This window comes from Pseudomonas sp. LBUM1663, assembly GCF_059695905.1.
In genome coordinates, this window is sequence record NZ_CP166792.1 from 1,032,950 (window position 1) to 1,059,605 (window position 26,656).

The window sequence follows — 26,656 nt, forward strand, 5'->3', positions numbered from 1 at the left end:
GCTTATTTGATGTGCCGTCCGCCGTTGACGGTCAGGGTCGTACCGGTGACATAAGGGTTGTCGAGCAAATAACGCAGGCTCTGGTAGATCACTTCGCTGCCGGGTTCGATGCCCAGCGCGGACTTGGCCAGGGCCTTGGCGCGGTACGTAGCGTCGTCGTCGGGATTGAACATTAGCAGGGCTGGCGCGATACCGTTGACCTTGATTGTCGGCGCATATTTCGCGGCGAAGGACAGGGTGAGGCTGTCGAGTCCGGCTTTGCTGGCGCAGTAGCCAATGTGTTTGCTGCTGCCCTTGCGGGTCACGTCATCGCTGATGTGAACGATGTCGGCGGGGCTTGAGCGTTCGAGCAAGTCGGCACAGTGCAGGTTGATCAGGTAGGGCGCCAGCATGTGCACGTTGAACATGCGGGTGAAGGCCTCGGCGTCCGTGTCCGGGGTTTCGGCCAGCCATTCGGAAGCGTTATGGACAATGGCTCGCAATCTGTCGGTGTGGGTTTTCAGTTGAGTGATGAACGCGAGGATCCCCGCCTCAGTGGAGAAGTCGGCAAATACCGCAGTGGCGCCCAGGTCGCGCAATGTCTGCACGCCGGGGCGTTCGCTGCGGTAGCTGAAGATCACCGAATGGCCGTCTTCGAGCAAACGCTGCGCACAGTGCAGGCCGACACGCTGGCCGGCACCGGTGATGAGGATCGGAGCTGCGGAAGAGGTCATGAACGGCTCGCGTCGCGGTAAGAGCAAAACTATACCAGCGACGAGCCGTGAGGTGGCTATTGTAGGAGCGAGGCTTGCCCGCGAAGAACGATAACTCGGTCTATCTGTTGAACTGAGTTGTCTTCTTCGCGGGCAAGCCTCGCTCCTACAGGGATCAGTGGTTTTGAGGGGTGGATTCTACGGGCAACGGCCGCGCCGGAGTGCTGTTCAGCCAGCCGGCCAGCACGCGGGTCGACAACGGAATGAAGAAGTAGACCATCAATGGCGTCAGGCACAGGGTGCTGATGAGCACGCGCGGCAGCAGGCTCATGTCGCCGAGCAACGGCCCCAATACAAAGTTGAACAATAGGGAAACCGGAAAGAATGCCAACCAGATCGCCACGGCCTGCTTCCAGCGGGGTGGGCGCTGGCCGACCGCACCGAACCAGCCTTCAATGCCACTCACGCGATGTTCCGTCTTATGCGCAAACAGATCGCTGCCGCGCGCTAGCCATGCGGTACGCGAAGCGGAATGCTCCCAGGCGTGCATGGTTTGCTCGTTGGCAAAGCGGAAAATAATCTGGAATTCGTTATCGCCGGGCGGCGGGGCGAGCACGCCTGAGCCGAGATAACCGGGAAAGTCGGTGGCCAGTTGTTCGCCTTCGCGCAACCAAGCCATCAGGTCCTGATAACGCCCATCGGCGACGCGGCGCGCAACCATCAGCGTGACGGGTGAGGTAGACATGGTGAATCTCCGTATAACAAACGCGTCACCCCGGGTAGGAGTTTCGCCAGGCGCAGCGCCGGGGTGATGGGCTGCGTCTTGAGACAAGCAAGGATTATTCCTGATTCTGACGTATACACCAGCGACATCGTCGTTTTTCAGCCTTGAACAGTGGGGTGGAAGAGTTAGAATGGGATCCAATTTTGCACGCGGACGTTAATTTCCACATGCCTGTCCTGACTGAAAGTCTCCCAGTTTTGCAGCGAGGAGCTGCACTGGAACAGGAAGAGCTGTTTCCCATCCGTGAAGTGGCGCGCCTGACGGGTATCAACCCCGTTACGTTGCGGGCATGGGAGCGACGATATGGCCTGATCCAGCCCACACGCACCGAAAGCGGGCATCGGCTGTACTCGATGGCGGATATTGAAAAGGTCCGCAGCATTCTTGGCTGGATCGACCGCGGCGTTGCCGTGAGCAAGGTCGGCAAGATACTGGCCAAGACCGAGCCGCTCAAAGCCCTGGCGAAAATCATTCCCGACGAACTCGTTCAGGCCGACTACGCCCAGTGGCAGCAGGAGGTTCAGGTGGCGGTGACGGCGTTTGACGAGGTTAAGCTGGAGCAAGTCTATGGACAGATTTTTTCCAGTTACCCCCTGGCCGTGGTGTTCCAGGACATCCTGATGCCGATCTGGAAGTTGATGCTGCAGCGCCATGACGCGTTCGGTCAGACCAGCGAATGGCTGTTTCTGGATGGTTTCCTGCGTTCCCGCGTGTTGCAGCGCATGCTGCTTGTGCGCGTCATGCAGCCTCGACGTGTGATTGTCTGCGCCTTGGCCGATCAGGCTCATGAACTCGAAGTGCTGGTCACGGCGCTGTACCTGAGCAGTGTCGACTCGGCCATTCAATTGCTGGCGATCGGTCAGCCCTTCGACGAGTTGACTCTGGTTTGCGAGCGGATCAAGCCCACGGCATTGGTTCTGGTGTCCAATCACGCGCCGGCCCCCGAGATGCCTCGACGTCTGAATCGACTGGCCTTGAGCCTGGATTGTCAGTTGTTGCTGGCCGGCGATGCGTCGGACCTGGCACAGGACAGCCTGGCCGGATCGTCGATCGGGTGTCTGGGGAATGAGGGGATGGTGATGCGTCAGCGTCTAAAACAGTTCCTGGCAGGAAACCTGGATACCTGAGATCAGATGTGCAGGGCGGGATGTGTCAGACGATGTTGCTGAAGGATGTACTGACGCAGTCGCTCGGTCTCGTCCTTGTCGCTCTGGCTCAGTTCGTAGGCGTAGAAACCTTGTTCGGTTTCGCGCTCAAAAGTGCCGCGCAATGCAATTCGCTCATAACCTGAAGGACTGAACCACAACGCGAAGTGTTTGGGCGGTTTGGTCTTGTTGCGAACTTCCAGCAAAACCCCTTTGAACGATATTTCATGCACCCACATTGTGCCGGGTTGGCCTTTGGCATTTTCCAGCGCCACAGGGTCTTCAAGCGTCAGGCGCCATGGCCGTACCATCGGCCCGTCTTCATAAATACTCGGCACGCCCAGGCGCAAATGCAGCGCATGAAATTCGTCTTCCACCAGGTGCAGCGGAAAGGTCATTTGCTGGTTTTCGAAGTTGGCCTGGATGGTGACTTGCTCATGGGCCGCCAGACGCGTGAGCAAATCACGGATTTGCGATCCACCGTTGACGAGCAGACTCGACGTCGCATCCCGCACATTGAGTTGCGGGTTGTGTTGCATGGTCTGGATGAAATCCAGCTCATCCTGTGTCAGGAGTGCGTCGCGTTGCATGGCTAACTCGAAAGAAAAAGTTACAAAGTCATCGGTGATTGTAGTTAATGACAATTAATTCGCCGTTTTGTTTTCGCCGTTCGTCGCTTTCAGTGCGGCAAGCTCGGCTTGCATCTCGGCCAATTGTGCTTCCAGTTGCGCAACCCGCTGCTGTGCCTTGACCTGCACCGTAACGTCTTTCTGCACGCCTATAAAATAAGTTTGCCCATCGCTTGGGTTCTTCACTGTAGAAACGGACAGTTCATTCCAGAACGGGGTGCCGTCCTTGCGGTAGTTTCTCAGGATTTCACGGCAGGAGCCGCCACGGGCCAACGATTCGCGAATCGCGGTGAGGGCTTCTTTTTGATCCCGGTCGCCGGACTGCAGGAAACGGCAATCCTGGTAGAGAATTTCTTCGCTGGTGTAACCCGTCATGCGCTCAAACGCAGGGTTTACGTAAATCAGGATGTTGTCTTGGTCGCCTTCCTTTTCGGCAATCACGATACCGTCGTTGGAAGCGTTGATCACCATTTGTAGCAGTTGAGCGTTGATCATCGGAGAATCCTTTCCGAGTGGGTTGAGGGCAGCATTCTAAAAGATCAAATAAGGCTGTGCTGTTAATATCTGTGTCTTTTACTCAGCTTCAGGATCGATTGATGAAAGTTGCCATCATTTCCGGCTCGGTGTACGGCACGGCAGAAGAAGTTGCCCGCCACGCCGCCACTCTTTTAAAAGAAGCGGGTTTCGAAACCTGGCATAACCCGCGGGCAATGCTTGCCGATGTCCAGGCCTTCGGCCCGGAAGCCTTTCTGGCGGTAACGTCGACCACCGGCATGGGTGAGTTGCCGGACAACCTGCAACCGCTGTATTCGATGATCCGTGACCAATTGCCTGCGGCCTGGCGCGGTTTGCCAGGGGCGGTGATCGGCCTGGGCGATGCAAGTTATGGCGATACGTTCTGCGGGGGCGGCGAGCAGATGCGTGAATTGTTCGGCGAACTGGGCCTGCGCGAAGTGCTGCCGATGCTGCGCCTGGATGCCAGCGAAAGTGTGACCCCGGAAACCGACGCCGAGCCTTGGCTGGCCGAGTTGATCAGCGCGCTGCGGGGCTGACCGGCCGCTCGCGCAGCAGGGCGAGCCAGGCTTGCGCGGCTTTAGACAGGTACGCACCCTGCCGCCAGATAAAGGCAATGTCCCAGCGCAAATAGCTCGGCGCATTCAAGGTCAGGCGTACCACCCCTGGGCGCACCAGCCCGCGCGCCACCACGCTGGGCAACAGCACCACGCCTTGGCCGGCCGCCACCAGTGCCGCGAGAAAATCCGCCTGGCCACTGCGCCCACCTTCCTTGGGCGTAAACCCCAGCTGATGACAGGCCTGCAGCAAACGGTCGTTGAGCACGAAGCTGCGCTGGTACAGCAGGAACGGCGTATCGGACAATTCCTCCAATCCGATCACCGACTTCGTCGCCAGGGGATGATCGGCGGGCAGCAGCGCATCCAACGGCTCGTCACAGAAAGGCTGAAAGGCGAACTGCGGATCCTTCGGTAACAGACTGCCACCGAGTTCAAGCTCACCGCTCAACACCGCCTGTTCGATGTTCAGGCTACCGCCCTCCAGTAACTGAATGCTGATGTTCGGGTAGCGCCGCCGGTACTCGGCAAACAGCCCGGCGAACAGCGCATCACTGCCCAGCAATGGCAGGCCCAGACGCAATTCCCCGCGAGCCAGTTGGCTCAAATCGTCCAACTCGCTGAGCAACTCGTTGCGCAGCCGCAGCATGCCTTCGGCCCGTTGCAGCACCACGCTGCCTGCGGCGGTCAGGCGAAGCTGGGAACCCAAACGTTCGAGCAGCGGTGTGCCCAGGCTCTGTTCCAGCTGGGCGACTTGCTTGCTGACCGCCGATTGGCTGATGTGCAGGGTCTTGGCGGCTTGAGTGAAACCACCTTGGTGCATCACTTCGACGAAGCTGCGTAGCTGTTTGAATTCCATGTGCAGGATTCCAGATTGGAATAGAGCCGAGTCTAACAATTCGTTTCGGGGATAGCAGCCCGCTCCGTAGAATGAGCACCTGTGAGGACCGAAACCATGAATGCACCAACCTTGAAACGCCTGGCTCGATTAACCGCTGAACTGGCCGTGTTGCTCGGCATCTACCTGCTCGGCTGCGAAATCGCCGCAGGGTTTTCCTGGCCTATCCCGGGTGGTGTCATCGGCATGGCGCTGTTGCTGTTGGCCTTCGCTGTTGGCGGGATCAAACCGGCGGCGTTGCAAATGGGGGCCGGCCTGTTGATGGCCGAGATGCTGCTGTTCTTTATCCCGGCGCTGATGAGCCTGCTCGACTACGGCAGCCTGATGCGCGACGACGGCTGGCGGATTCTGCTGGTGATTGGCGTCAGTACGCTGATGGTGATGCTGGTCACCGCGTTTACCGTGGAAAGTGTGGTGCGGTTGAGGAGGTCCCATGAAGCTTGAGCTGATGCCGATGTTCTGGCTGGCCTTCACCCTTTCGGCCTATTTATTCAGTCGCTGGATCTACCGTCGCACCGGGCGTTATCTGCTGTCGCCGCTGATTCTGGTCCCGGCCCTGCTGCTGGCCCTCGCGGTGCCGCTGCACACCGCGTATGCCGAGTATTCGAGCAACACCCATTGGCTGATGTTGGTGCTGGGGCCGGTGACCGTCGCGTTCGCGGTGCCGATCTGGCAACAGCGGCAGATGCTGATGCGGCATTGGTCGGCGTTGCTGCTCGGAATGCTGGCGGGCAGTGCGGCGTCCATCGGCACCTCGTTCGGGCTGGCCAAGGCGCTGGCGCTGGACAGTTCGGTGACGATGTCGCTGGTGCCACGTTCCATCACCACGCCGTTTGCCATGCCGCTGGCTCACGACCTCGGTGGCGTGCCGGAACTGACGGCGGTGTTCGTGATGTTCACCGGGGTGTTCGGGGCGATGCTTGGCGGCATTCTGCTGAAGTGGCTGCCCTTGCGCAGTGCCCTTGCGCGTGGCGCGTTGTTTGGCGTCGGGGCGCACGGTGCCGGTGTCAGTCGGGCCCACGAAGTGGGCGGTGAGGAAGGCTCGGTTGCGGGGCTGGTCATGGTTCTGACAGGGCTTTTGAACCTGTTTGCCGCGCCCTTGTTGGCGGCGGTCCTTTGACATGGATCCAGGCTTTCTTCTGAACTGACTCGTTAGGCCATCAAGCTGGCTGCCAATGCAACTACACGAAATCCGGGGGCTGACTAGACTGTTGTACGACAGTAAAACAATAAGAACAGGAGGTCCTTGCCGTGAAAGTTGCTCCCGTCCAATCCCCCCAGAGTGTCAAAGACCAAGTCAGTGCCGCCGAGTGGCAGACCCGCGTCGACTTGGCTGCCTGTTATCGTCTGGTTGCCTCGCATGGTTGGGACGATCTGATCTTTACGCACATCTCGGCCAAGGTGCCGGGCACCGAAGATTTCCTGATCAACCCGTTCGGGCTGATGTTTCACGAAATCACTGCGTCGAGTCTGGTCAAGGTCGATCAGGCCGGCAACAAGCTGATGGACAGCCCTTACGAGATCAACCCGGCGGGTTACACCATTCACAGCGCCGTGCATGAAGTGCGTCACGATGTGGTGTGCGTGTTGCACACCCACACCGCCGCGGGTGTCGCGGTGTCCGCGCAAAAGCAGGGCATTTTGCCGATCAGTCAGCAGTCATTGTTTGTGCTGTCCAGCCTGGGGTATCACGCCTACGAAGGTGTTGCCTTGAACCATGAAGAGAAGGCGCGCCTGCAAGCCGACCTGGGTGAAAACAATTTCCTGATGCTGCACAACCACGGCCTGCTGACCTGTGGCAGCACCATCGCCGACACGTTTCTGATGATGTTCACCTTCCAGCGCGCCTGCGATATCCAGGTGCTGGCGCAGAACGGTGGCGCCGAGCTGATTGCCATCGAGCCGCAGATTCTGGCGGGCGCCAAGGCGATGATCGCCGGCGTGACCAAAAGTGCTCAAGGAATGGGCGGCGCGTTGGCCTGGCCGGCGTTGCTGCGCAAACTCGATCAACAAGACCCGGGTTATAAACTCTAATGGCACTTGCCGAGATCCCCCTGTGTGTCTGGCGCAAACGCGGCCAGACGTTCGTATTCCGTGGCCAGACCATCCGTTACTGGACGGCGGGGCAGGGTGAGCCGCTGCTGCTCATTCATGGCTTCCCGACCGCCAGTTGGGACTGGCATTACCTGTGGCAACCGCTGGCGCAGCGCTATCGGGTGATTGCCTGCGACATGCTCGGCTTTGGCGACTCGGCCAAACCGGTCAATCATGAATACAGCCTGTTGGAGCAGGCGGATTTGCAACAGGCCTTGCTCGCTCACCTGAACGTCGAGCAGCCAGTGCATGTGTTGGCCCACGATTACGGCGACAGCGTGGCTCAGGAGTTGCTGGCCCGGCATTACGAAACCCGCATTGATATCGCCAGTTGCGTGTTCCTCAACGGTGGCCTGTTTCCTGAAACCCATCGTCCGGTGTTGATGCAGAAGCTGCTGCTCAGCCCCTTGGGCTGGATGATCGGGCGAGCCTTCAGCCGTGACGGGCTGGTGAAAAGTTTCCAGCAAATATTCGGACCGCAGACTCGGCCCACCGAAAGCGAGATGGATGATTTCTGGGGTCTGGTTGACAGCAATAACGGCCCGCGAATCATGCATAAGCTCATCGCTTATATTCCTGAGCGGCGCGTCCAGCGCGAGCGTTGGGTCAACGCCATGCAGCGTGGTGAAGTCCCGTTGCGGGTCATCGATGGTGAAGTCGATCCAATTTCCGGCGCGCACATGGTCAAGCGTTATCGGGAACTGGTCCCCAACCCGGACACGGTGTTGCTGCCCGATATTGGCCATTACCCACAGACCGAAGCGCCGGCGCAGGTGCTCAAGCATTACCTGGAGTTTCGGGAACGGCTGGTTTCTCCGCCGCGCAGGGCCGCCTGTTCCTGACTATCCCCCAGCCTTATCGGGCACCATTCAGCTCTACCTGTGTTTATTGTGACCAGCAGCCTGGTGCCTGACACTCGGACTTATTGTCCCTGGTCTGCTGGAGTTCCCCCATGAATGAGTCTGTGCGCTTCGAAGATAAAGTTGTGATCGTCACGGGTGCCGGCGGCGGCCTGGGCCGGGCTCACGCGCTGCTGTTCGCCAAACAAGGCGCAAAAGTGCTGGTCAACGACCTCGGCGGCTCGGCTCAAGGGGAAGGCGCCAACGCGTCGGCGGCAGACCGCGTGGTGGCGGAAATTCGCGAGGCCGGCGGCATTGCCGAAGCCAACCACGACTCCGTTACCGATGGCGACAAAATCGTCCAGCACGCCCTCGACGCTTTCGGTCGCATCGACGTTGTGGTCAACAACGCCGGGATCCTGCGCGACAAGACCTTCCACAAAATGGACGACGCCGACTGGGACCTGGTTTATCGCGTCCACGTCGAAGGCGCCTACAAAGTCACCCGCGCCGCGTGGCCGCACATGCGCGAGCAAAACTACGGCCGCGTGATCTTCACCGCATCGACCTCGGGCATCTACGGCAACTTCGGCCAGTCCAACTACGGCATGGCCAAACTCGGCCTCTACGGCCTGACCCGCACACTCGCCATCGAAGGTCGCAAAAACAACATCCTGGTCAACGCCATCGCGCCCACCGGCGGCACCCGCATGACCGAAGGCCTGATTCCGCCGCAAGTGTTCGAGCAACTCAAACCGGAACTGGTCAGCCCGTTGGTGGTGTACCTGGCCAGTGAAAATTGCCAGGAGACGTCCGGGTTGTTCGAAGTCGGCGGCGGCTGGATGGGCAAGGTTCGCTGGGAGCGTAGCCTGGGCGCAGGGTTTGATCCGCGGGAGGGCTTCTCGCCGGAGGATGTGGCGGCGCATTGGCAGCAGATTTGTGATTTCGAAGGGGCGGCGCACCCGAAGGACAATATTGAGGCGCTGAAGGAAATGATGGGGAATTTGCAGAAGTATTCGATTTAAAAATGTAAGGGGAGCAAGCATGAATGCTTGCTCCCTTATGTTTATTCTTTGGGTTTGAAGCCTGGTTTGCCGTTTATGTTTCGCCAAGCTTTAACTTTCGCAACGATAGCTTCAGGTGTTGAGTCTTCGTCTGAATCTGCGTAGTAAATCAAGTCGGATCCGTCGGGGTGCTCTGTTAGTTCTTCAAACAAAAGTACTGCATCAATCTGTTCCTTCTCTGTCGGGTATTCTGATTGGCAGATTCTGGAAACGAACTCAAGGAATTCTGTTTCGCTGTAGTCGGAGAGGTCAAAGAGGCTCATGTCATTTATCTCCATTGTGTATTTCTGAGTGTCGTTTCGGGGTGACGATTCGGATATTGTCCATGTCATATATCTCGCCATCTTTTGAAATTTGGTTCACATGGTGTAGCTCTAGTTTTACTTGGCCACCTAATCTGTCCGCTTTACGAGAAAAAGGGGCTCGGCCGTTACTCATTTCTTGAACATTGTTGGCATTGAATTGTGTCGCCAGCTCCAAATCGTCTGAAACCGCTCTCCAGAGCGCTTCCCTGAACGCTCTGAAATTCGAAAACTCCCGCCCCCGAAGTTGATCCGCAATCTGCTTGGGAATCGGCGCGCCTCCCGACAGCGATCTCGTCCCCAGCCAGATTCCTGAAACGAACTCTCCATTCCCGCTGGCAATTCCAGGGTCCTGCCGTCGATCCCTGAATAGCGTGAAAATCGGAGGAATGCCGGAGTCGATTGGAAAGACGGTAATAAAACCACCAAACCCGTAGCGATCCAGCTCTGGAAATGGATCGACTCGTCCGGTGTTGGGAGTGACAGTAGCGCCTTCATAAATCGGCAGATCTGTTTCGGTCAGCGGAAGATCAGTCGAGGGGTTTATGGGTTCCACCAACGGTGTCCAGGTGATGACTGGACCGTTGACGACAGTGCTGCCCGATACGTAAACATTGTTGCCAGCATCAAAGTGGGCCAGATTCACCGGCACACTGGCGGGAACTGTCACGCCGTCTGTGGTGACAACGACGATCTCAACCCTATGACCTATTGACTTCGAACCGAGGGTAACCGGCAGGTCGATTGTTCCCCCGGCGACTGCTTGTTCGTACAGATGGGCAGTTGGAACTGGCGAAAGTTCTGACAGCGGAACACTGACAGAAAACAGATCACCGTTACCTAGCCGTGATGGCGCGAAAAGGGCGGCGAAGCCTACGAGAACTGGCGCGGCTGCTGTCGCAAGAGTTGCGGTGACAGCGGATACGGCTGTGCGAAGCGCGGTCTTTAACGCCAGAGAGGTCGCAGGGCTATTGCCGATAGTTCCGGTCGTGCCGGTAAACGCTGGGCCGAATGCTGCGGTCGAACCGACATTGGCAAACGTAGGGCTTTGCCACCTGGCCTCCGTTTCCTCTGACCCCAAGAGGCGGGCTTGCTCAAGTTTTCGTCGAGTCTCATCCTCTGCCGTCAGACGACCCTGTTGCCGCTCGCGCTCTTGCGCTTGCCTTTCCTTCAACTGCTGAACTATCAGATTCACCCGTTGAACGTGGCGTTGAGCCACGGCAGTAGCTGAATCAATGACTTTGAGGCGAGTCTCCAGACGCTGTCTTTCCGTCTCTAGCTGCCTTTGTATCTGCTCGATTTGCTGTTCCATTTCAGCTTGGAGACGAGCCTGTTCGGCTGCGAAATGCTGAGCAGCTGCTTTCGCATTAGCCTCAGCCTCGGCCAGGGCTGTATTCAATTCTGCAATACGTGCCTGTTCTTGAGCCTGAGCCTGAGCTTTCGCTTCAAGACGAGCCTCTTCCGCAGCGACCTGCTGCGCCGCTGCTTGCGCCGCAACCCGAGCTTGCTCAGTAGCCACCCGCCGCGCATTTTCCAATGCTGCAAGTCGCGCTTGTTCTCGAGCCCGAGCTGCTGCTTCCTCATTTACGCGCACCAACTCTGCAGCTGCTCGCTGGGCTTGCTCATTGGCCTGCACAGCACTGAGGAAGTTCTGCACATTGACGTTTTGCTGTCTAAGTAACTCAAGGCCTTGAGCCAACAATCTTGCATCGTGAGCTGCCCGAAGGGACTGAAACAGCGCCTGCATGGCAACGCCGTTCGGTGTAGGCCTCTTTTCGATAGTTGTAGCCTTCTTCATGAATTCGTTGATGTGCCTGTTAAATGGATCTCCTCCATAAAAAGAATGGGCAATAGCTGTTTTATTGTGGAACTCGGCTGTTTTTCGAGCAGTGAGTCTGTTTCGTACATCCAGTTCGCGAATTATCGATTGTGCAGGTGGAAGTGGATCAGTTGGACCCTCAAGCCGAGTGGCGGCCAGTTCATTTTCAATGGTTTGCGGCAATTGGCTGGACTTGGTTTGATATTCCTGTTCCAACGCATTGGAAGTGGCTTTTATTGTATTGAGATTCTGGTAGTAAACCGCTATGCCGTGTCCGTGTGGGCCCGCAATCACTTCGGTCGCTGTTAACGGTATAGGTGTTATGTGATCGGGTGCTTGTCCGATCGTATGGACAGGCACACTGATGTCTAGGAAACCTGGTCTCGGTGGCTTTTGCATATTCATATCCTTTTGAATGTGCAGGGCGATTTAGAATTCGCGCGTTGTTGGTATGTCTTTTAATAAAGTCGAGTTGTTGCATCGTGCCCATAAAGGTTACAACCAAAACCAGAAAGTCTGGGTCCGAGAGATGTGTGGGCTGTTACATACAGGGTTGAGAGAAGTTTCGATGCGGCAGGAATAAAGACGCGAATGTCTTTCGCGTAAAGAGATGTTTCTTATGCGGTTATAGGAAATATCTTGCAGGAGATTCTTCAGCGAAAATCCCCATCGCCATCCCCAAAACCCTCGCCCATAAAAAAGGCCGCTGCAAACGCAGCGGCCAAAGCAAGACGTTGGATCAAGGAGCTACAAATCAACGTCAGTGAACACAGGGCGATCAATCGAAAAAGTGTCGATTCATCTGGATTCTGTCGCCAATGGCGTGGACTAAACACACGCCATCGTTTCGCGCTTTCTGGCGGTTTGCCGTGAAAGCCCGGCAAGAATAAGCCGTTGAGCCGAAAGGAAAAACAGCGATTCGCGACATGCACTGTTGCAGTCTGAGCAATAGTCCGACGCGCCACGTCCCCTGTAGCAGCTGCCATGCGTTCTGCTGATAGTCCCCCATCCAGCCCGTCCATACCCGGCGCAAACCCTCGCCCCATCAGGCCATTCATCCTTTAGAGGTACACCACGAATACCTCCTTGGTGCGCTTATCGCTCCCAACGTGCGGCAGTAGGGTGGGGCCTTCTGTCACTCACCGGGGAAGACGCATGACAAAAACAACAATGCGCGCCATCTTCACACCGCAAGCGCTGGCCGCTGCGGTTGCCTTGGGCTGCTGTGCCCAGGCGCAGGCTGTTGCGTTCAACATTGGCGAAATCGAGGGGACGTTCGACTCCTCGCTGTCCGTCGGCGCGAGTTGGGGCATGCGCGATGCCGATAAGTCTTTGGTGGGCACCGTCAACGGCGGGACCGGACAGTCTTCGACCGGTGATGATGGCCGGCAGAACTTCGAGAAGGGCGAAACCTTCTCCAAGATCTTCAAAGGCTTGCACGACCTGGAATTGAAGTACGGCGACACCGGCGTGTTTGTCCGTGGCAAGTACTGGTACGACTTCGAGCTCAAGGACGAAGATCGCCCGTTCAAACCGATCAGTGACAGTGGCCGCAAGGAAGGCGCCAAGTCCTCCGGTGCGCAGATTCTCGATGCCTTCGTGTATCACAACTATTCCATCGCCGATCTGCCGGGCACCGTGCGCGCCGGCAAGCAGGTGGTCAGTTGGGGTGAAAGTACCTTCATCGGCAACTCGATCAACAGCATCAACCCGATCGACGTCTCGGCGTTCCGTCGTCCGGGCGCCGAGATCAAGGAAGGGCTGATTCCGGTGAACATGCTGTTCGCCTCCCAGGGCCTGACCGATCAGCTCTCGGTGGAAGGTTTCTATCAACTGGAGTGGGACCAGACCGTCGTCGACAACTGCGGCACCTTCTTCGGCAACGACGTGGTGGCGGATGGTTGCAACAACAATTACACCGTCGGCAGTCCCGCCATTGCTCCGTTGGCGCCACTGGCGGCAGCCTTCGGTCAGCCTATCCAGGTGACCCGCGAGGGCGTGGTCGTTCCCCGTGGTGGCGACCGCGATGCGCGGGACTCCGGGCAGTGGGGCACGGCGTTGCGTTGGCTCGGTGATGACACCGAGTACGGCCTGTATTTCATGAACTACCACAGCCGCACGCCGACGGTCGGTACCACCACTGCCGGCCTGTCGACACTGGCCAGCCTGCCAGGGATGGTGGGTGTGGCCAACCGTCTGGCGCCGGGCAGCGGTGCGGGACTGGCCCAAAGCGTGATGCTCGGGCGCGGTCAGTACTACCTCGAATACCCGGAAGACATTCACCTCTACGGCGCGAGTTTCTCCACCACCTTGCCGACTGGCACCGCGTGGAGCGGCGAGATCAGCTATCGGCCGAATGCTCCGGTACAGGTCAGCACCAATGACCTGACCCTGGCTTTGCTCAACCCGATTGCCGGTGGCGCCGCATCACCGATCGCCACCACCCCCGGCGCTGACAACAAAGGCTACCGCCGCAAGGAAATCACGCAGATCCAGAGCACCCTCACCCAGTTCTTCGATCAGGTGTGGGGCGCACAACGGTTGACGTTGGTCGGCGAAGCGGCGGTGGTTCACGTCGGTGGACTGGAGTCGCGTAGCAACCTGCGTTACGGCCGCGACTCGGTCTACGGCCAGTATGGTTTCGGCGGCGATACCGACGGTTTCGTCACCTCGACTTCCTGGGGCTACCGTGCCCGGGCGATCCTCGATTACGCCAACGTGATCGGTGGGATCAACCTCAAACCCAACCTGTCCTGGTCCCATGACGTCGCGGGCTATGGCCCCAACGGGCTGTTCAACGAAGGCGCCAAGGCCGTCAGCGTCGGTGTCGATGCCGACTACCGCAACACCTATACCGCGAGCCTGAGTTACACCGATTTCTTCGGCGGTGACTACAACACCCTGGAAGACCGCGACTTCCTGGCACTGAGCTTCGGCGTGAACTTCTGATCTGGCTGAGAAGGATGAATTTGATGCGTAAGATAATTCTGCAATGCGGCGCCCTGGCCCTGAGCCTGCTGGCGGCCAACGTGATGGCGGCGGTGTCGCCGGACGAAGCGAACAAACTCGGCACCACCCTCACGCCGCTCGGCGCCGAGAAGGCCGGTAACGCCGACGGTTCGATCCCGGCGTGGACCGGTGGCATCCCTAAAAACGCCGGCGCGGTCGACAGCAAAGGCTTCCTGGCTGACCCGTTCGCCAGCGAAAAACCGCTGTTCGTGATCACCCCCGCCAACGTCGACAAGTACAAGGACAAACTTTCGGAAGGTCAGGTGGCGATGTTCAAGCGCTACCCGGAAACCTACAAAATCCCGGTCTACCCGACTCACCGCACCGTGGCCGTGCCGCCGGAAATCTACGAGTCGGCCAAGCGCAGCGCGCTGAACGTGAACAGCATCAATGATGGCAACGGCCTGGCCAATTTCACCGGCAACCGCTACTACGCGTTCCCGATTCCGAAGAATGGCGTGGAGGTGTTGTGGAACCACATCACCCGTTATCACGGCGGTAACCTGCGACGCATCATTACCCAGGTGACGCCGCAGACCAACGGCAGCTACACGCCGATCCGCTTTGAGGAAGAGATCGCCGTTCCGCAATTGATGAAGGACCTGGATCCTGAAAAAGCCGCCAACGTGCTGACCTTCTTCAAGCAGTCGGTCACGGCGCCGGCACGTCTGGCGGGTAACGTGTTGCTGGTGCACGAAACCCTCGATCAGGTGAAAGAACCGCGTCTGGCATGGATCTACAACGCCGGCCAACGTCGCGTGCGCCGCGCCCCGCAAGTCGCCTACGACGGGCCGGGCACCGCCGCTGACGGCCTGCGCACGTCCGACAACTTCGACATGTTCTCCGGCGCGCCGGATCGCTACGACTGGAAACTGGTCGGCAAGAAGGAAATGTACATCCCCTACAACAGCTACAAACTCGACTCGCCGAGCCTCAAGTACGACGACATCGTCAAGGCCGGCCACATCAACCAGGACCTGACCCGTTATGAACTGCACCGTGTCTGGGAAGTGATCGGCACGGTCAAGCCGAGCGAGCGACACATCTACGCCAAACGCCACATGTACATCGACGAAGACAGCTGGCAAGTCGCGCTGGTGGATCACTACGACGGTCGCGGACAACTGTGGCGAGTGGCCGAGGGTCACGCTCAGTATTACTACGATCACCAGGCCCAGGCTTACACGCTCGAAGCGCTCTACGACATCATTGCCGGTCGATACATTGCGCTGGGGATGAAGAACGAAGAGAAGCACAGCTTTGAATTCGGCTTCGAAGCCAAGGCGGCGGACTACACGCCATCGGCGTTGCGTGCCGAGGGTGTCCGGTAAGGGAGTTGATACATTCGCAGTGCAGAAGGCGACCGGTGGGTCGCCTTTTTTATGGCTGCCAATCAGCGTCCTGAATACTTCTCAACAAGCGGGTTGGAGAGGTCTAGGGTTGCCGGACAATTATAAATAGGCACGCCGCAATGACCGCCATGACCCCGTGTCTTGACCGTTCTGGATTCCTGCCCCGTCTGTCCTCTCATCACCTGTCACGTGATCGATTGACCGAGCCCTTGCTGGCTTCCACATCCCGGGTGAAATTACTCTGCGCGCCCGCCGGCAGTGGCAAGACCGCGCTGCTTGCCGACTGCCTGTTGCAGGCACCGCCGTCATGCCGGGTGTGCTGGTTGCCGTTATCCGGGATGGCGATGAGCACGGCGGACTTTCGTCAGCGTGTGATAGAAGCGCTGGGCCTGGCTTCGTCAGAAGAGCCGGCGATGCTCGGCGCGCTGGCTCGATTGCAGGCGCCGACCTGGCTGTTTCTCGATGACTATTGCCGTGTTCCGAACCCGGAACTCGATCAACTGCTGGATCGCATGCTGGCCGTCAGCAGCCCGGCGCTGACCTGGTGGCTGGGCGCCCGCCGTCGCCCGCAATGCAACTGGCCGCGGTTGCTGCTCGATGATGAATTGTACGAATGCGAGCGCGATACGCTGGCCTTCAATCAAACTGAGATTGCCTCGCTGTTGCGCCACCTGACACCGGCCGATGCGAGCACCGCCGCCAGCAAGATTATCCAGCGCAGTGGCGGCTGGTGCGCCGGTGTACGCATTGCGCTGCTGCAAAAATGCGACTGGTCGCGCAACGACCCGCATCACAGCCGACCTGACACATTGCTCGATTACCTCGAACACGAACTGTTTACCAGCCTGACCCCGGAGTTGACGGAAGCCTGGCGGGTACTCGCGCATTTGCCACGCTTCAACGCACGGCTGTGCGATCACCTGTTTGGCGCAGGGGAGGGCGCGCAATGCCTGAAGACGTTGCAGGAGCTGGGGTGCTTTATCGAGCCCTGGCAGGACTCCGCCGACTGGCTGCAGATCTTCCCTCCACTCACGCAATTGATGCGCGATGAACAATGGCCGGCCGGACGTTCCTGGCATCGCCGCGCCTGTCAGTGGTTCGCCGCCGAGCAGGACTGGAAAGCGGCGTTCGAACAGGCCTTGCTGGCCGAAGAGTTCGAGGTCGCGGTCAGCCTGTTGCAGCATTTCAGTTTCGAGCATTTGTTCGAGGAGCAAACGGTCGTGCTGTTGTTGCGGTTGTACGAGCAACAAGGCGACGCGCTGATGTTCGGTTCGCCGCAACTGGTCGGGTTGATCACGGCGGCGTCGTTGTTTGCCGGGCGGTTTGAGCAAGCCGCCGATTGCATCGAGCAGTTGTCACGATTCACACCTATGCCGTCGGTGCTCCTTCAGCAGCAATTGATTGCGCGCTGGCAGGCCCAGCAAGGGTGGCTCCTGCATTTGCAGGGGCGCATGGAGGGGGCTCGCGCGCATTTTCTCGACGCGTTGACTGTGCTCGGTCCTGACCTCTGGCCCGTGCGCTTGATGTGCCTGTCGGGTTTGACGCAACAGGCCTTGCTCAGGAGTGAGCTCGAAGTGGCGCAGGCGATAAACCGCGATGCGTTGTGCCTGGCGCGGGCTCAAGGCTCGCTGGTTTTCGAAGGGCTGCTGGAACTCGATCATGCGCAATTGCTGGAGCAACGTGGGGCTCCTCAACGAGCCGACCATTTACTCGCCAACGTTGAGGGCATACTCACTCAACAGCAGCGGATCGCCGAGCCTCTGCTTGGGCGGATTGCCTTGCACCGTGGACGCTTGAGTTTGTGCCAGGGCCTGGATACGCAGGCTGCCGAGTATTTCGAAGCGGGGCTGTCTATCTGTTTGCGCAACCACGACAAACGGGCGCTTTACGGTTTCCTCGGTTTGGCGCAGGTGGCGGCCAATCAGCGCGACTATGCCCAAGCATTTGTCCATCTGCGCGATGCCGAGCGTTTGATGCAGCAACGGCAGATTCCCGACACCGTTTACCGCGGTGTGCTGTTGCAGGTCAGCAGTCAATTCTGGCTTCAGCAGGGTCGCCCGGAATTGGCCCATGAGGCGCTCAGTCGTGTACTGCGCCACTATCGTGGCCCGCACGCACGGCAGGCGCCTCCCGCAACCCTGATGCTGATCGCGCGGATCGATTATCTGTTGGTGTTGGCAAAGGTCGATCTGCACCAGGCCCAAGACCCGCTGAGCCATTTCGCCCAGGCACTCGAACAATCGCAGCTCGCGGGCATGCTGGCGCTGGAGGTCGAATTGCTGTTCGCCGCAGCCGAAGTCGCGTGGCAGAACGGTGACATGGCCGGCGCCCGGGGTTGGTTGCGTAAAGGATTGAATCTTTCTGAGCACCATGGGCTTCGCCAGGCGCTCGTTGAGTTGCAATTGCGAAAGCCTGATCTTCTGCCTGTATTGGAGGTGACTTGGAATCGCTCGGAAAAAACTCCATTGGTAAGTGAAATCAATCCACTCAGTCAGCGTGAAGTGGAAGTGCTCAAGCTGATTGCTCTGGGCAATTCGAATCAACAAATAGCCGAGCAGTTGTTTATCTCCTTGCATACGGTAAAAACACATGCGCGGAGAATTCACGGGAAGTTGGGCGTGGAGCGGCGGACTCAGGCGGTTGCGAAAGCCAAGAGTGTCGGTTTATTGGATTGAAGAGTGCAAGACTGTTTGCTGGTGAGTATGAGCGCTTACGGAGTGCGAATAGCCGGTTCTGCTTTTAAAGTCTTTTCATATTGGAAAAAAATTTCGCTGGGAGATGTTTCATCTTATATGTAAGGGCTGGTGTATTAATGGTTGATTAAAAGTTAGGGGTGGGGTGGTCGTTGCAGTGTCAGGCCCGCAGTGGCTGAATGCGTGGCTTTGTTGTGGAGGATGTGGGTTCATGTATTTCGTTTTTTTCTTTATGTGTTTTTTCTGTATTTAAGTTGCTTGTACAATTATTGAAAAACGTTTTGAGTTTTTAATAATAGTTCAATCTGTTTTAGTTTGGTCTCAAGTTAGTCGGCAGCAACGTGCCGTTTATGTGATCAAACTAAATGAGGTTGGAAATGCAAGGCGAACAAGCAACAAATACAATGCTGGACCCAGTGCGTGAAGCACGTAACAATTTGCTTGAAGCACTCAGGAAAATTCCTTCGTTCAAGACGATTCTTCATGTTGCCCTGATGGACGAGTTTCAGAAGATGGACTCAGGCGCCTCTATAGCGCGGCGTTTTGTTAATCTTCGCTCGGGTGTAAGTCCAACATCTGCAGAACCCACTGGCAATCTGCTAGATGTGTTTTTTGAGTGCTTAAAGCGCGGCAGGCCACCCCAGTACACTGCTGATAAATACGGGATGTATGAGCTGGATAAAGTCGGCACTGAAACCTTCAGGCTGAAATATCTGGACGTGGTAAACGTCGGAAAAATGATCGCCGAACTGATGCAAAAGCTGCCTGAGAAATGCAGTTCTGAATTAGGTAAGTATTGGAACGTATCCTATCTGGTTGATAGTAAAAATCGTCCTTTGCCGTCGCCTAAACAGGAGTTGCGCACTCTTCAGGCGCGACTTTTCTGGCGCGAGCTGGACCTGGCGGGCAGCGAGAACCTGATGTCCAAAGCCGATGTCGCGACCATCAATGGTTTAATCGGTTCGGGACTACCAAGTTCCTGCTATGCCGTCTCTGTTGAAAAACAAAAGGGAGGTTTTGCGACGCTGGCATCCACCTTTGTTATTTCTCTTTCCGGCGCTGTTGCAAATGAGCTGAATCCAGCAGGCAATCAAGAGGTTGTTCTGTATTCGCCGTTCGGTGGATTCGAAAAGTTCAGCACCGTGGGTGCACTTCATAAAACGTTGCAACAACGGTTGTCCAATGCGTCGACCCGTGCCGAACTTTTGCAGGGGCTGTCGGAGGACGAGCGAGCTCTGGTATCGAGTGTTCCAGCGGTTCGTTACGCGAGAATCCTTGAAGATCTGTTTGAGCATTGCAATAACGGCCTGCTGGCAAGGCAAAGTCGTGATGTCATCTCTCAAGTACTAAAGTTAGTGACCGTCGGCGCGCATACCGAGGCGGCGTGGAAGCCGCTGGATTCTATTCTGTCCATGGATGCACTTGTACATTCTGAAAATGCGCGAAATGTGTTCTTGATCAAAGCGATGCTGGCGAATGCCCGGCCCGAGTGGTTTAAAAAAGCTTATGTCACCAATCAGGAACTTTATGTCGGTCTGGAGAAGAACCTGCTGGAAAGCCAGATTCAGCTTCATGAATTGACCAAAGATGTGGCGACTCTTACAGCTTATGCCCGACAGGCAGTAGAGGCATTCATCTCGCCGGGAACCGACGAGCGAATCGATCCTGACACGGTATTTGTGAATATTCAGCACTCGGTCAGGATGGCGGATGGCAAACGTATAGAACACATTGAGCGGAAAACGCTGACCCAGGCGTTTATGTATGGGGCACATGATCGGGCAGGGCGTTACACGATTACGCTGGAGAAGAACTATGGCCTCGCCAGGCTGACGCCTGAAAACATCATGCGCGCCATTGAAACGCTGGACCTGCGTCTGGCGTATGGCCCCGCGCGACAGCGGGTGTATGGCCAGCAGAACGTCAAGGAAGCGATGCGGGAAGTGCTGGGTCGAAAGACGGCTTTGACCCTGTTCGGCGCCATCTTGCAAAAACACATCACCTCGGCTGCGCAGGATATTGTTCAGCGCTACAACTTTGGCGATCCCTCTATTGAAGCGTCTGGTATCGCATTAAGAGCTTTCTATAACTTCAAGCCCTTAAAGGATCTCATTGTCTACCGGAGGAAAGGAGGCGACCTGAATCTCAAAGCTTACGTGCTTTATGCACCCGGCTCCCCGACGGATAAAGACTGGTACGAATTCTCCGATCTGGACAGTCTGCAACGGTATATAGGGTTGTGGGCACTTGAAGAAGAGGGACGTACCTACCTTCGAACCCAAGTGCATGAAAGTGATCGACGTAATCTGGAGCATGAAGTCTTCGGCAAGGAATGGCCGCGTGGTGAGCCGAGGGAGAGGAATCAGGGCCGAGCATGGTGGGACCAGGTCAATCTTGTTGCCTGGGTTGAAAGCGATGGGTTAAAGGGCAGTATTCAAAGTGTCCTTGACTGGGAAGACGCCGAAGAAAAGGCAGTCACGCCCCATTGGTACCGAAACGCCTCTCTCTCTGATCGCCAGCTGTTCAATCGTTTGACCACGGACTTCAAGGCCATTTATAACGCGTCAAAAGACAAATTTCATATTGAGGGCTTTCAAAAGTTTTCTCGTGAATTGGTCATGAGCCGGTTAAATGAACATTTGGGCCGCACGGGCGATCGCCAAATCGATCCTGATCAAGTCATGGTGAAATTCCACAAAGGCGCAATGACGCTGACACAGCTATTTATCAATTGGCATCTGTGGCGCAGCGATACCAATGTGTTCGAGAAAATCGTGCTGCCTGGATCGAGTACGCTCAGAGACAGTATCCGGGTGTCTGAGTTCTGGTGGAAAGACACGGGCAAGCCAATGACTGAGCTGAATTCCAGTACGCTCAACAAGCTTATCGACCTGATGCCCGGCGAGCATTACAGCCGTTATCTGAAATCAAACTTTCTATGGAAGTCGGATATTGATCTGCGGGCCAACCTGTACCGGGAGCTCAAGAAAAACGAGATGTTCCGAGCAGCATTGACGCAAAAGCTCAATGGCACGTTGCCGTCGGGGCATTATGAGTGGTTGATAGAGTCGATCAAGGGGCTGGATCGAGACACAAGGACGCCAGACGGTGTTTCACCTGGCAGTGAGCCTGGCGAAGGGGTTTATGAATTCTGGCTTGAAGGTGCGCGCATAGCCGGGGGGTATGTTTTTGGTGAGGGGCATATGAAGTTTGCCTATATCCCGAATTCGCCTGGCAAGGCCTTTATCTGGGTCGGTGATTTATCCAAGGCTATCGAGAACGATCGTATTTTGGGCGAGCATCTTCGGAGTCTGGCTGGATTACGTGGGCAGAACAGGGTCGGCGCCTACATCAGCAAGTCCCGCGATCCACGAGGTTCGTTGCCAGTACCGGGGTTGGGCGGCACCAATCCGGTTTACAACTTCAAGGCCGAATACGAAAACCTGATTAATCGCGCACTTGATGATCTGGATGTCCTGACCACCTCGCCAGTCGAAGCGTTCTGGCAGGAGACAAAGATTCTTCTCGAAGTGGCATTGGATGTGATCTCGATCTTTGTCCCGCCGGTGGGTTTCGCCGTCAGCGTGTTGAAGATCAGTCATTCGATCGTGCAAGGCATCATTGCATCCAGCCATGGGGATTCTGCAGGCGCCAATGCACATTTTGCTGCCGCATGGCGCGGGGCAATCCTCATGTACCTGGGTAAGGTCGCCTCGGTAGGAACGGCGGCCTCTGCACTTGGCCTGCTATCCACGATCAGGGATCTGACCGACGTGCTCTCGGCCGTCACGGGCGTTCCGGTTGGAATCAGTTATGTCACTGCGGTGGCTGTGCCGCACTGGACTCCAGAGAGTACGACCCGCGTGATCGGTTGACAGTCGGGACGCACATCAAGGTGTTATCCAGAGGATGAATGATCGGAGCTGATCAGTTCCGGTCTTCGGGCATCGGCGGTGTCTCATACCCCATCCGCCAACTCACGGCCCGCGTCGCCGCCAGCAATCGCTGCGCCGCCGGGCCGTTTTCGTCGGCGTGAAACAATGAGGTCGGGCCGACAATGGTCAAGACCGCCGCCACGTTCCCTACGGCGTTGAATACCGGTGCCGACAAGGCGTCCACTCCCGGCATCAACAACCCATGCACATGATGCAGGCCGCGTTCGCGGATCTGTTCGCACAAGGCCGCATAGATTTGATCGTCCGCCAAGACGTGGTCAGTGGCGTTGTGCAGTTCCTGATCGCGCAAGTCCACGGTTTCCCGTTTCGGTAGATAAGCGCCAAATACCAGTCCAGTGGACGAACTGAGCAACGGCAGCACCGAACCCAATTGCGTCACCACCGTCACCGCACGCACGGCCGGTTCGATGTGCACCACGGTCGCACCCTGATTACCCCATACCGCCAGAAAGCAGGTTTCGTTCAGTTCATCGCGCAACTCGGCCAAGGGCAGGGCGGCCACTTTCAGCACGTCCATACTGTTGAGTGCGGCGAGGCCGACGCGCAAGGCTTCACGGCCGAGGCCATAGTGGTTGGTCGCTGCGTTTTGCTCGGCAAAACCGCTGGCGATCAACGCCTGCAAATAACGATGAACCTTGCTCGCCGGCATCTGCACGTGTTCGGCCAGGCGCGACAACGAGGTCGAGGGCGACAACTCGGCCAGGGCCTTGAGGATGTCGGTACCGACCTCGGCCGAGCGGACTTTCTGTTTATCGTTGTTGCGCGGCGTTTCCATGGAGGCGATGTGATCCCGGGACGAATGGGCGTCTTTATAGCTTGACGGTCAATACCAATCAAATTACGTTATGCGTAATCGAATTACGATAAAAATAACCCAGGCGTGCCGAGACCTCTGCAGCAGAGCGACAGGCCATTGCCTACTCCCTGTTCAGGAGGCTCCATGAACCTCGATTCAACGGCGCCAGCGCTGGCTTATCAGTCAGGCTTCGGCAACGAATTCAGCAGTGAAGCGTTGCCCGGCGCACTGCCCGTCGGCCAGAATTCCCCGCAAAAAGCCCCTTACGGCCTCTACACCGAACTGTTCTCCGGCACCGCGTTCACCATGGCCCGCAGCGAAGCGCGGCGCACCTGGATGTACCGCATTCAGCCGTCCGCCAATCACCCGGCGTTCGTCAAGCTGGAGCGGCAACTGGCCGGTGGCCCGTTGGGTGAAGTAACTCCCAATCGCCTGCGCTGGAACCCGTTGGACATCCCGACCGAGCCGACCGACTTCATCGACGGGCTGGTGAGCATGGCTGCCAACTCGGGCGCGGAAAAACCGGCCGGGATCAGCATCTACAGCTACCGTGCCAACCGTTCCATGGAACGCGTGTTCTTCAATGCCGACGGTGAACTGTTGCTGGTACCCGACCAGGGTCGTCTGCGCATCGCCACTGAACTGGGCGTGCTGGACCTGGAGCCGCTGGAAATCGCCGTGCTGCCGCGCGGTCTGAAATTCCGCGTCGAACTGCTTGACCCGCACGCTCGCGGCTACATCGCCGAAAACCACGGCGCGCCGCTGCGCCTGCCAGACCTGGGGCCGATCGGCAGCAACGGTCTGGCCAACGCGCGAGACTTCCTGACACCCGTCGCGCATTACGAAAACCTCAAGCAACCGACCACCCTGGTGCAGAAATTCCTCGGCCAGTTGTGGGGCTGCGAGCTCGATCATTCGCCGCTGAACGTGGTCGCCTGGCACGGCAATAATGTGCCTTACAAATACGATCTGCGCCGATTCAACACCATCGGCACCGTGAGTTTCGATCACCCGGATCCGTCGATCTTTACCGTCCTGACTTCGCCGACCAGCGTCCACGGTCTGGCCAATCTGGACTTCGTGATCTTCCCGCCACGCTGGATGGTGGCCGAGAAAACCTTCCGTCCACCGTGGTTCCACCGCAACCTGATGAACGAATTCATGGGCCTGATCAAGGGCGAGTACGACGCCAAGGCCGAAGGTTTCGTGCCCGGTGGCGCGTCGTTGCACAGCTGCATGAGCGCTCACGGCCCGGACGGCGAAACCTGCACCAAGGCAATCAACGCCGAACTGGCACCAGCGAAAATCGACAACACCATGGCGTTCATGTTCGAGACCAGCCAAGTGCTGCGCCCGAGCCGTTTTGCCCTGGATTGCCCGCAACTGCAAACCAACTACGATGCCTGCTGGGCCACGCTGCCCGCCACTTTCGACCCGACCCGGAGATAACCCATGACTCAGACTTCCATCACTCGTAGCTGGGTTTCTTCCGCCAACGACCACGCCGATTTCCCGCTGCAAAACCTGCCGCTGGGCGTGTTCAGCGTGAAGGGTTCGGCGCCTCGTAGTGGCGTAGCCATTGGCGAGCACATCTTTGATCTGGAAGCCGCACTGGACGCCGGCCTGTTTGATGGCCTCGCGAAAACCGCCGTGGAAACCACCCGTGGCGGCCTGCTCAATGCGTTTTTCGAGTTGGGCCGTGAGGCTCGCGTGGCTCTGCGCGAACGTCTGCTGGAACTGTTCGCTGAAGGCAGCACCCTGCACGGCAAGATCGAGGCCCAAGGCGCAAAACTGCTGCCTCTGGCGGCGAATTGCGAGATGCACCTGCCGGCGAAAATCAACGATTACACCGACTTCTACGTCGGCATCGAGCACGCACAGAACGTCGGCAAACTGTTTCGCCCGGACAACCCCTTGCTGCCGAACTACAAGTACGTACCGATCGGCTACCACGGTCGGGCCTCGACCATTCGCCCGTCCGGCACCGACGTTCGCCGCCCGAAAGGCCAGACCTTGCCGGCCGGTCAGACCGAGCCGACCTTCGGTCCGTGCGCACGTCTGGATTACGAACTGGAGCTGGGCATCTGGATCGGCCAGGGCAACGAGATGGGCGACTCTATCGCCATTGCTGATGCGGCCGATCACATTGCCGGTTTCTGCCTGCTCAACGACTGGTCGGCGCGCGACATCCAAGCCTGGGAATACCAACCGCTGGGGCCGTTCCTGTCAAAAAGCTTTATCACCAGCGTCTCGCCTTGGGTGGTGACGGCCGAAGCGCTGGAGCCGTTCCGCCGTGCTCAACCGGCGCGCCCTGAAGGCGACCCGCAGCCGCTGCCGTATCTGTTCGACAAGCGCGATCAAGCCGCAGGCGCGTTCGATATCGAGCTGGAAGTGCTGTTGCTCACCGAAGGCCTGCGCGAGCAAAAACTGCCGGCCCATCGCCTGACCCTCAGCAACACAAAACACATGTACTGGACCGTGGCGCAAATGGTCGCGCACCACAGCGTCAACGGCTGCCAGTTGCAGGCCGGTGACCTGTTCGGTTCAGGCACGTTGTCGGGGCCTGAAAACGGTCAATTCGGCAGCTTGCTGGAAATCACCGAAGGCGGGAAAAAGCCGATTGAACTGGCGTCGGGCGAGGTACGCAAGTTCCTCGAAGACGGCGACGAAATCATCCTGCGCGCCCGTTGCAGCCGCGACGGTTTTGCCTCCATCGGTTTCGGCGAATGCCGTGGCAAAGTGATCGCGGCGCGCTAAGAGGATCGGGTCATGGAGCTTTATACCTACTACCGTTCGACATCGTCGTACCGGGTGCGCATCGCGTTGGCGCTGAAGGGCCTGGATTACCAGGCACTGCCGGTCAACCTGATCGCACCGCCAGGTGGCGAGCATCGGCAAGCGCGGTATCTGGCCATCAACCCGCAAGGCCGGGTGCCGGCCTTGCGCACCGATGAAGGCGAGCTGCTGATTCAGTCGCCGGCCATCATCGAGTACCTGGAGGAACGTTATCCACAGGTGCCGCTGCTGTCCAAAGACCTGGCCGCGCGCGCTCATGAGCGTGGCGTTGCAGCCGTGATTGGTTGCGACGTGCATCCGCTGCACAACGTCAGCGTGCTCAACAAGCTGCGGCAATTGGGTCACGATGAACCGCAGGTGGTGGAGTGGATCGGCCACTGGATCAGCCAGGGTTTGGCGACGGTGGAGCAGTTGATTGGGGAGGAGGGTTATTGCTTTGGGCCGGAGCCAGGTCTGGCGGACGTCTATCTGATACCTCAACTGTACGCAGCCGAGCGGTTCAACATCTCACTCGAAGCGTATCCACGGATTCGCCGAGTGGCGACGTTGGCGGCGCAGCATCCCGCGTTCATCAAGGCCCATCCGGCGAACCAGCCAGACACCCCTAAAACCTGACACCTCCACCCCTGTGGGAGCGGGCTTGCCCGCGATGAGGGTGTATCAGTCGACATTCATTTGGCTGATACGCCGCTATCGCGGGCAAGCACGCTCCCACAGG

General features: G+C 57.8%; 23 protein-coding genes. 14 read left to right on the forward strand and 9 right to left on the reverse strand.

The features are described 5' to 3' along the window. Nucleotides 1-2: 2 nt before the first annotated feature. Both folM and ACA075_RS04520 read right to left on the reverse strand, forming a co-directional pair. Nucleotides 3-713, reverse strand: a complete 711-nt coding sequence (gene folM / locus ACA075_RS04515; protein ID WP_497297444.1) for a dihydromonapterin reductase — start codon at nucleotides 711-713, stop codon at nucleotides 3-5. 154 nt (nucleotides 714-867) lie between these two features. Further along, a complete protein-coding gene (locus tag ACA075_RS04520; RefSeq protein ID WP_497297445.1) occupies nucleotides 868-1,437 on the reverse strand; it encodes an antibiotic biosynthesis monooxygenase in 570 nt (189 codons plus the stop codon). 206 nt (nucleotides 1,438-1,643) lie between these two features. On the opposite strand from ACA075_RS04520, the gene ACA075_RS04525 reads away from it, so the two are divergent. Further along, nucleotides 1,644-2,603 (forward strand): MerR family transcriptional regulator, encoded by a 960-nt coding sequence (locus ACA075_RS04525; protein ID WP_497297447.1) that lies wholly within the window; start codon nucleotides 1,644-1,646, stop codon nucleotides 2,601-2,603. Between the two features lie 2 nt (nucleotides 2,604-2,605). Here the strand turns inward: ACA075_RS04525 and ACA075_RS04530 are convergent, their stop codons facing one another. Next, a complete protein-coding gene (locus ACA075_RS04530) occupies nucleotides 2,606-3,211 on the reverse strand; it encodes a hypothetical protein (RefSeq protein WP_497297448.1) in 606 nt (201 codons plus the stop codon). Between the two features lie 54 nt (nucleotides 3,212-3,265). Further along, nucleotides 3,266-3,745, reverse strand: a complete 480-nt coding sequence (locus ACA075_RS04535) for a PAS domain-containing protein (protein ID WP_497297450.1) — start codon at nucleotides 3,743-3,745, stop codon at nucleotides 3,266-3,268. 101 nt (nucleotides 3,746-3,846) lie between these two features. Here ACA075_RS04535 and ACA075_RS04540 point away from each other — a divergent pair, with 101 nt between their 5' ends. Continuing rightward, nucleotides 3,847-4,302, forward strand: coding sequence for a flavodoxin (locus tag ACA075_RS04540; RefSeq protein WP_497297451.1), 456 nt, complete (start codon nucleotides 3,847-3,849; stop codon nucleotides 4,300-4,302). Here the strand turns inward: ACA075_RS04540 and ACA075_RS04545 are convergent. Next, nucleotides 4,283-5,179 carry a LysR family transcriptional regulator gene (locus tag ACA075_RS04545; protein WP_497297452.1) on the reverse strand — a complete coding sequence of 299 codons (897 nt, stop codon included), beginning with the start codon at nucleotides 5,177-5,179 and terminating at the stop codon, nucleotides 4,283-4,285. The two genes, ACA075_RS04540 and ACA075_RS04545, sit on opposite strands and share 20 nt — an antisense overlap. A 96-nt stretch (nucleotides 5,180-5,275) precedes the next feature. Here ACA075_RS04545 and ACA075_RS04550 point away from each other — a divergent pair, with 96 nt between their 5' ends. The 5 genes from ACA075_RS04550 to ACA075_RS04570 all read left to right on the forward strand — a co-directional run bounded on the left by ACA075_RS04550 (nucleotide 5,276) and on the right by ACA075_RS04570 (nucleotide 9,176). Continuing rightward, on the forward strand, nucleotides 5,276-5,662 hold the full coding sequence (locus ACA075_RS04550; protein WP_497297453.1) for a CidA/LrgA family protein: 387 nt from the start codon (nucleotides 5,276-5,278) through the stop codon (nucleotides 5,660-5,662). Beyond that, complete coding sequence (locus ACA075_RS04555; protein WP_219095748.1) at nucleotides 5,652-6,338, forward strand: LrgB family protein; 687 nt, start codon at nucleotides 5,652-5,654, stop codon at nucleotides 6,336-6,338. The genes ACA075_RS04550 and ACA075_RS04555 overlap by 11 nt, the downstream gene beginning before the upstream one ends. Nucleotides 6,339-6,469: 131 nt before the next feature. Beyond that, nucleotides 6,470-7,252, forward strand: a complete 783-nt coding sequence (locus ACA075_RS04560; protein WP_497297454.1) for a class II aldolase/adducin family protein — start codon at nucleotides 6,470-6,472, stop codon at nucleotides 7,250-7,252. After that, nucleotides 7,252-8,154 carry an alpha/beta fold hydrolase gene (locus ACA075_RS04565; protein ID WP_497297455.1) on the forward strand — a complete coding sequence of 301 codons (903 nt, stop codon included), beginning with the start codon at nucleotides 7,252-7,254 and terminating at the stop codon, nucleotides 8,152-8,154. Before ACA075_RS04560 ends, ACA075_RS04565 begins: the two co-directional genes overlap by 1 nt. A 110-nt stretch (nucleotides 8,155-8,264) precedes the next feature. After that, nucleotides 8,265-9,176: an SDR family oxidoreductase gene (locus ACA075_RS04570; RefSeq protein WP_497297456.1), complete on the forward strand. Its 912-nt coding sequence runs from the start codon at nucleotides 8,265-8,267 to the stop codon at nucleotides 9,174-9,176. Between the two features lie 41 nt (nucleotides 9,177-9,217). On the opposite strand, the gene ACA075_RS04575 is transcribed toward ACA075_RS04570, so the two are convergent. The 3 genes from ACA075_RS04575 to ACA075_RS04585 all read right to left on the reverse strand — a co-directional run bounded on the left by ACA075_RS04575 (nucleotide 9,218) and on the right by ACA075_RS04585 (nucleotide 12,394). Then, nucleotides 9,218-9,478 carry a bacteriocin immunity protein gene (locus tag ACA075_RS04575; protein ID WP_497297457.1) on the reverse strand — a complete coding sequence of 87 codons (261 nt, stop codon included), beginning with the start codon at nucleotides 9,476-9,478 and terminating at the stop codon, nucleotides 9,218-9,220. 1 nt (nucleotide 9,479) lies between these two features. Then, a complete protein-coding gene (locus tag ACA075_RS04580; protein ID WP_497297458.1) occupies nucleotides 9,480-11,735 on the reverse strand; it encodes a pyocin-S2/colicin E7-DNase domain-containing protein in 2,256 nt (751 codons plus the stop codon). Nucleotides 11,736-11,989: 254 nt separating this feature from the next. Then, nucleotides 11,990-12,394, reverse strand: coding sequence for a hypothetical protein (locus ACA075_RS04585; RefSeq protein WP_497297459.1), 405 nt, complete (start codon nucleotides 12,392-12,394; stop codon nucleotides 11,990-11,992). A gap of 97 nt (nucleotides 12,395-12,491) precedes the next feature. On the opposite strand from ACA075_RS04585, the gene ACA075_RS04590 reads away from it, so the two are divergent. From ACA075_RS04590 to ACA075_RS04605, 4 genes are all read left to right on the forward strand, one after another. Continuing rightward, the gene (locus ACA075_RS04590) at nucleotides 12,492-14,285 is read left to right on the forward strand and encodes a DUF1302 domain-containing protein (protein ID WP_497297460.1); all 1,794 of its coding nucleotides are present in this window, start codon (nucleotides 12,492-12,494) and stop codon (nucleotides 14,283-14,285) included. 23 nt (nucleotides 14,286-14,308) lie between these two features. After that, complete coding sequence (locus ACA075_RS04595; RefSeq protein WP_497297462.1) at nucleotides 14,309-15,676, forward strand: DUF1329 domain-containing protein; 1,368 nt, start codon at nucleotides 14,309-14,311, stop codon at nucleotides 15,674-15,676. 140 nt (nucleotides 15,677-15,816) lie between these two features. Then, nucleotides 15,817-18,372 carry a LuxR C-terminal-related transcriptional regulator gene (locus ACA075_RS04600; protein WP_497297463.1) on the forward strand — a complete coding sequence of 852 codons (2,556 nt, stop codon included), beginning with the start codon at nucleotides 15,817-15,819 and terminating at the stop codon, nucleotides 18,370-18,372. 395 nt (nucleotides 18,373-18,767) lie between these two features. Then, nucleotides 18,768-22,265, forward strand: coding sequence for a dermonecrotic toxin domain-containing protein (locus tag ACA075_RS04605; protein ID WP_497297464.1), 3,498 nt, complete (start codon nucleotides 18,768-18,770; stop codon nucleotides 22,263-22,265). A 52-nt stretch (nucleotides 22,266-22,317) separates the two neighbouring features. Here the strand turns inward: ACA075_RS04605 and ACA075_RS04610 are convergent, their stop codons facing one another. After that, nucleotides 22,318-23,121 carry an IclR family transcriptional regulator gene (locus tag ACA075_RS04610; protein WP_497297465.1) on the reverse strand — a complete coding sequence of 268 codons (804 nt, stop codon included), beginning with the start codon at nucleotides 23,119-23,121 and terminating at the stop codon, nucleotides 22,318-22,320. Between the two features lie 165 nt (nucleotides 23,122-23,286). On the opposite strand from ACA075_RS04610, the gene hmgA reads away from it, so the two are divergent. Genes hmgA through maiA form a run of 3 tightly spaced genes read left to right on the forward strand, consistent with a single transcriptional unit; the run spans nucleotide 23,287 to nucleotide 26,553 of the window. Then, nucleotides 23,287-24,591, forward strand: coding sequence for a homogentisate 1,2-dioxygenase (hmgA, locus tag ACA075_RS04615; RefSeq protein WP_497297466.1), 1,305 nt, complete (start codon nucleotides 23,287-23,289; stop codon nucleotides 24,589-24,591). A gap of 3 nt (nucleotides 24,592-24,594) precedes the next feature. Beyond that, on the forward strand, nucleotides 24,595-25,899 hold the full coding sequence (gene fahA / locus ACA075_RS04620; RefSeq protein WP_497297467.1) for a fumarylacetoacetase: 1,305 nt from the start codon (nucleotides 24,595-24,597) through the stop codon (nucleotides 25,897-25,899). Between the two features lie 12 nt (nucleotides 25,900-25,911). After that, nucleotides 25,912-26,553: a maleylacetoacetate isomerase gene (maiA, locus tag ACA075_RS04625; protein ID WP_497297468.1), complete on the forward strand. Its 642-nt coding sequence runs from the start codon at nucleotides 25,912-25,914 to the stop codon at nucleotides 26,551-26,553. The last annotated feature ends 103 nt before the right edge of the window (nucleotides 26,554-26,656 follow it).

What these genes read in the sequence shown, in the direction of transcription:
- ACA075_RS04565 (WP_497297455.1), top strand. Translation starts at nt 7,252, where the DNA reads ATGGCACTTGCCGAGATCCCCCTGTGTGTCTGGCGCAAACGCGGCCAG.
- ACA075_RS04530 (WP_497297448.1), bottom strand. Translation starts at nt 3,211, where the DNA reads ATGCAACGCGACGCACTCCTGACACAGGATGAGCTGGATTTCATCCAG.
- folM (WP_497297444.1), bottom strand. Translation starts at nt 713, where the DNA reads ATGACCTCTTCCGCAGCTCCGATCCTCATCACCGGTGCCGGCCAGCGT.
- ACA075_RS04595 (WP_497297462.1), top strand. Translation starts at nt 14,309, where the DNA reads ATGCGTAAGATAATTCTGCAATGCGGCGCCCTGGCCCTGAGCCTGCTG.
- ACA075_RS04610 (WP_497297465.1), bottom strand. Translation starts at nt 23,121, where the DNA reads ATGGAAACGCCGCGCAACAACGATAAACAGAAAGTCCGCTCGGCCGAG.
- ACA075_RS04550 (WP_497297453.1), top strand. Translation starts at nt 5,276, where the DNA reads ATGAATGCACCAACCTTGAAACGCCTGGCTCGATTAACCGCTGAACTG.
- ACA075_RS04585 (WP_497297459.1), bottom strand. Translation starts at nt 12,394, where the DNA reads ATGAATGGCCTGATGGGGCGAGGGTTTGCGCCGGGTATGGACGGGCTG.
- ACA075_RS04600 (WP_497297463.1), top strand. Translation starts at nt 15,817, where the DNA reads ATGACCGCCATGACCCCGTGTCTTGACCGTTCTGGATTCCTGCCCCGT.
- ACA075_RS04520 (WP_497297445.1), bottom strand. Translation starts at nt 1,437, where the DNA reads ATGTCTACCTCACCCGTCACGCTGATGGTTGCGCGCCGCGTCGCCGAT.
- ACA075_RS04555 (WP_219095748.1), top strand. Translation starts at nt 5,652, where the DNA reads ATGAAGCTTGAGCTGATGCCGATGTTCTGGCTGGCCTTCACCCTTTCG.
- ACA075_RS04590 (WP_497297460.1), top strand. Translation starts at nt 12,492, where the DNA reads ATGACAAAAACAACAATGCGCGCCATCTTCACACCGCAAGCGCTGGCC.
- ACA075_RS04525 (WP_497297447.1), top strand. Translation starts at nt 1,644, where the DNA reads ATGCCTGTCCTGACTGAAAGTCTCCCAGTTTTGCAGCGAGGAGCTGCA.
- fahA (WP_497297467.1), top strand. Translation starts at nt 24,595, where the DNA reads ATGACTCAGACTTCCATCACTCGTAGCTGGGTTTCTTCCGCCAACGAC.
- ACA075_RS04575 (WP_497297457.1), bottom strand. Translation starts at nt 9,478, where the DNA reads ATGAGCCTCTTTGACCTCTCCGACTACAGCGAAACAGAATTCCTTGAG.
- ACA075_RS04570 (WP_497297456.1), top strand. Translation starts at nt 8,265, where the DNA reads ATGAATGAGTCTGTGCGCTTCGAAGATAAAGTTGTGATCGTCACGGGT.
- maiA (WP_497297468.1), top strand. Translation starts at nt 25,912, where the DNA reads ATGGAGCTTTATACCTACTACCGTTCGACATCGTCGTACCGGGTGCGC.
- hmgA (WP_497297466.1), top strand. Translation starts at nt 23,287, where the DNA reads ATGAACCTCGATTCAACGGCGCCAGCGCTGGCTTATCAGTCAGGCTTC.
- ACA075_RS04540 (WP_497297451.1), top strand. Translation starts at nt 3,847, where the DNA reads ATGAAAGTTGCCATCATTTCCGGCTCGGTGTACGGCACGGCAGAAGAA.
- ACA075_RS04535 (WP_497297450.1), bottom strand. Translation starts at nt 3,745, where the DNA reads ATGATCAACGCTCAACTGCTACAAATGGTGATCAACGCTTCCAACGAC.
- ACA075_RS04580 (WP_497297458.1), bottom strand. Translation starts at nt 11,735, where the DNA reads ATGCAAAAGCCACCGAGACCAGGTTTCCTAGACATCAGTGTGCCTGTC.
- ACA075_RS04545 (WP_497297452.1), bottom strand. Translation starts at nt 5,179, where the DNA reads ATGGAATTCAAACAGCTACGCAGCTTCGTCGAAGTGATGCACCAAGGT.
- ACA075_RS04605 (WP_497297464.1), top strand. Translation starts at nt 18,768, where the DNA reads ATGCAAGGCGAACAAGCAACAAATACAATGCTGGACCCAGTGCGTGAA.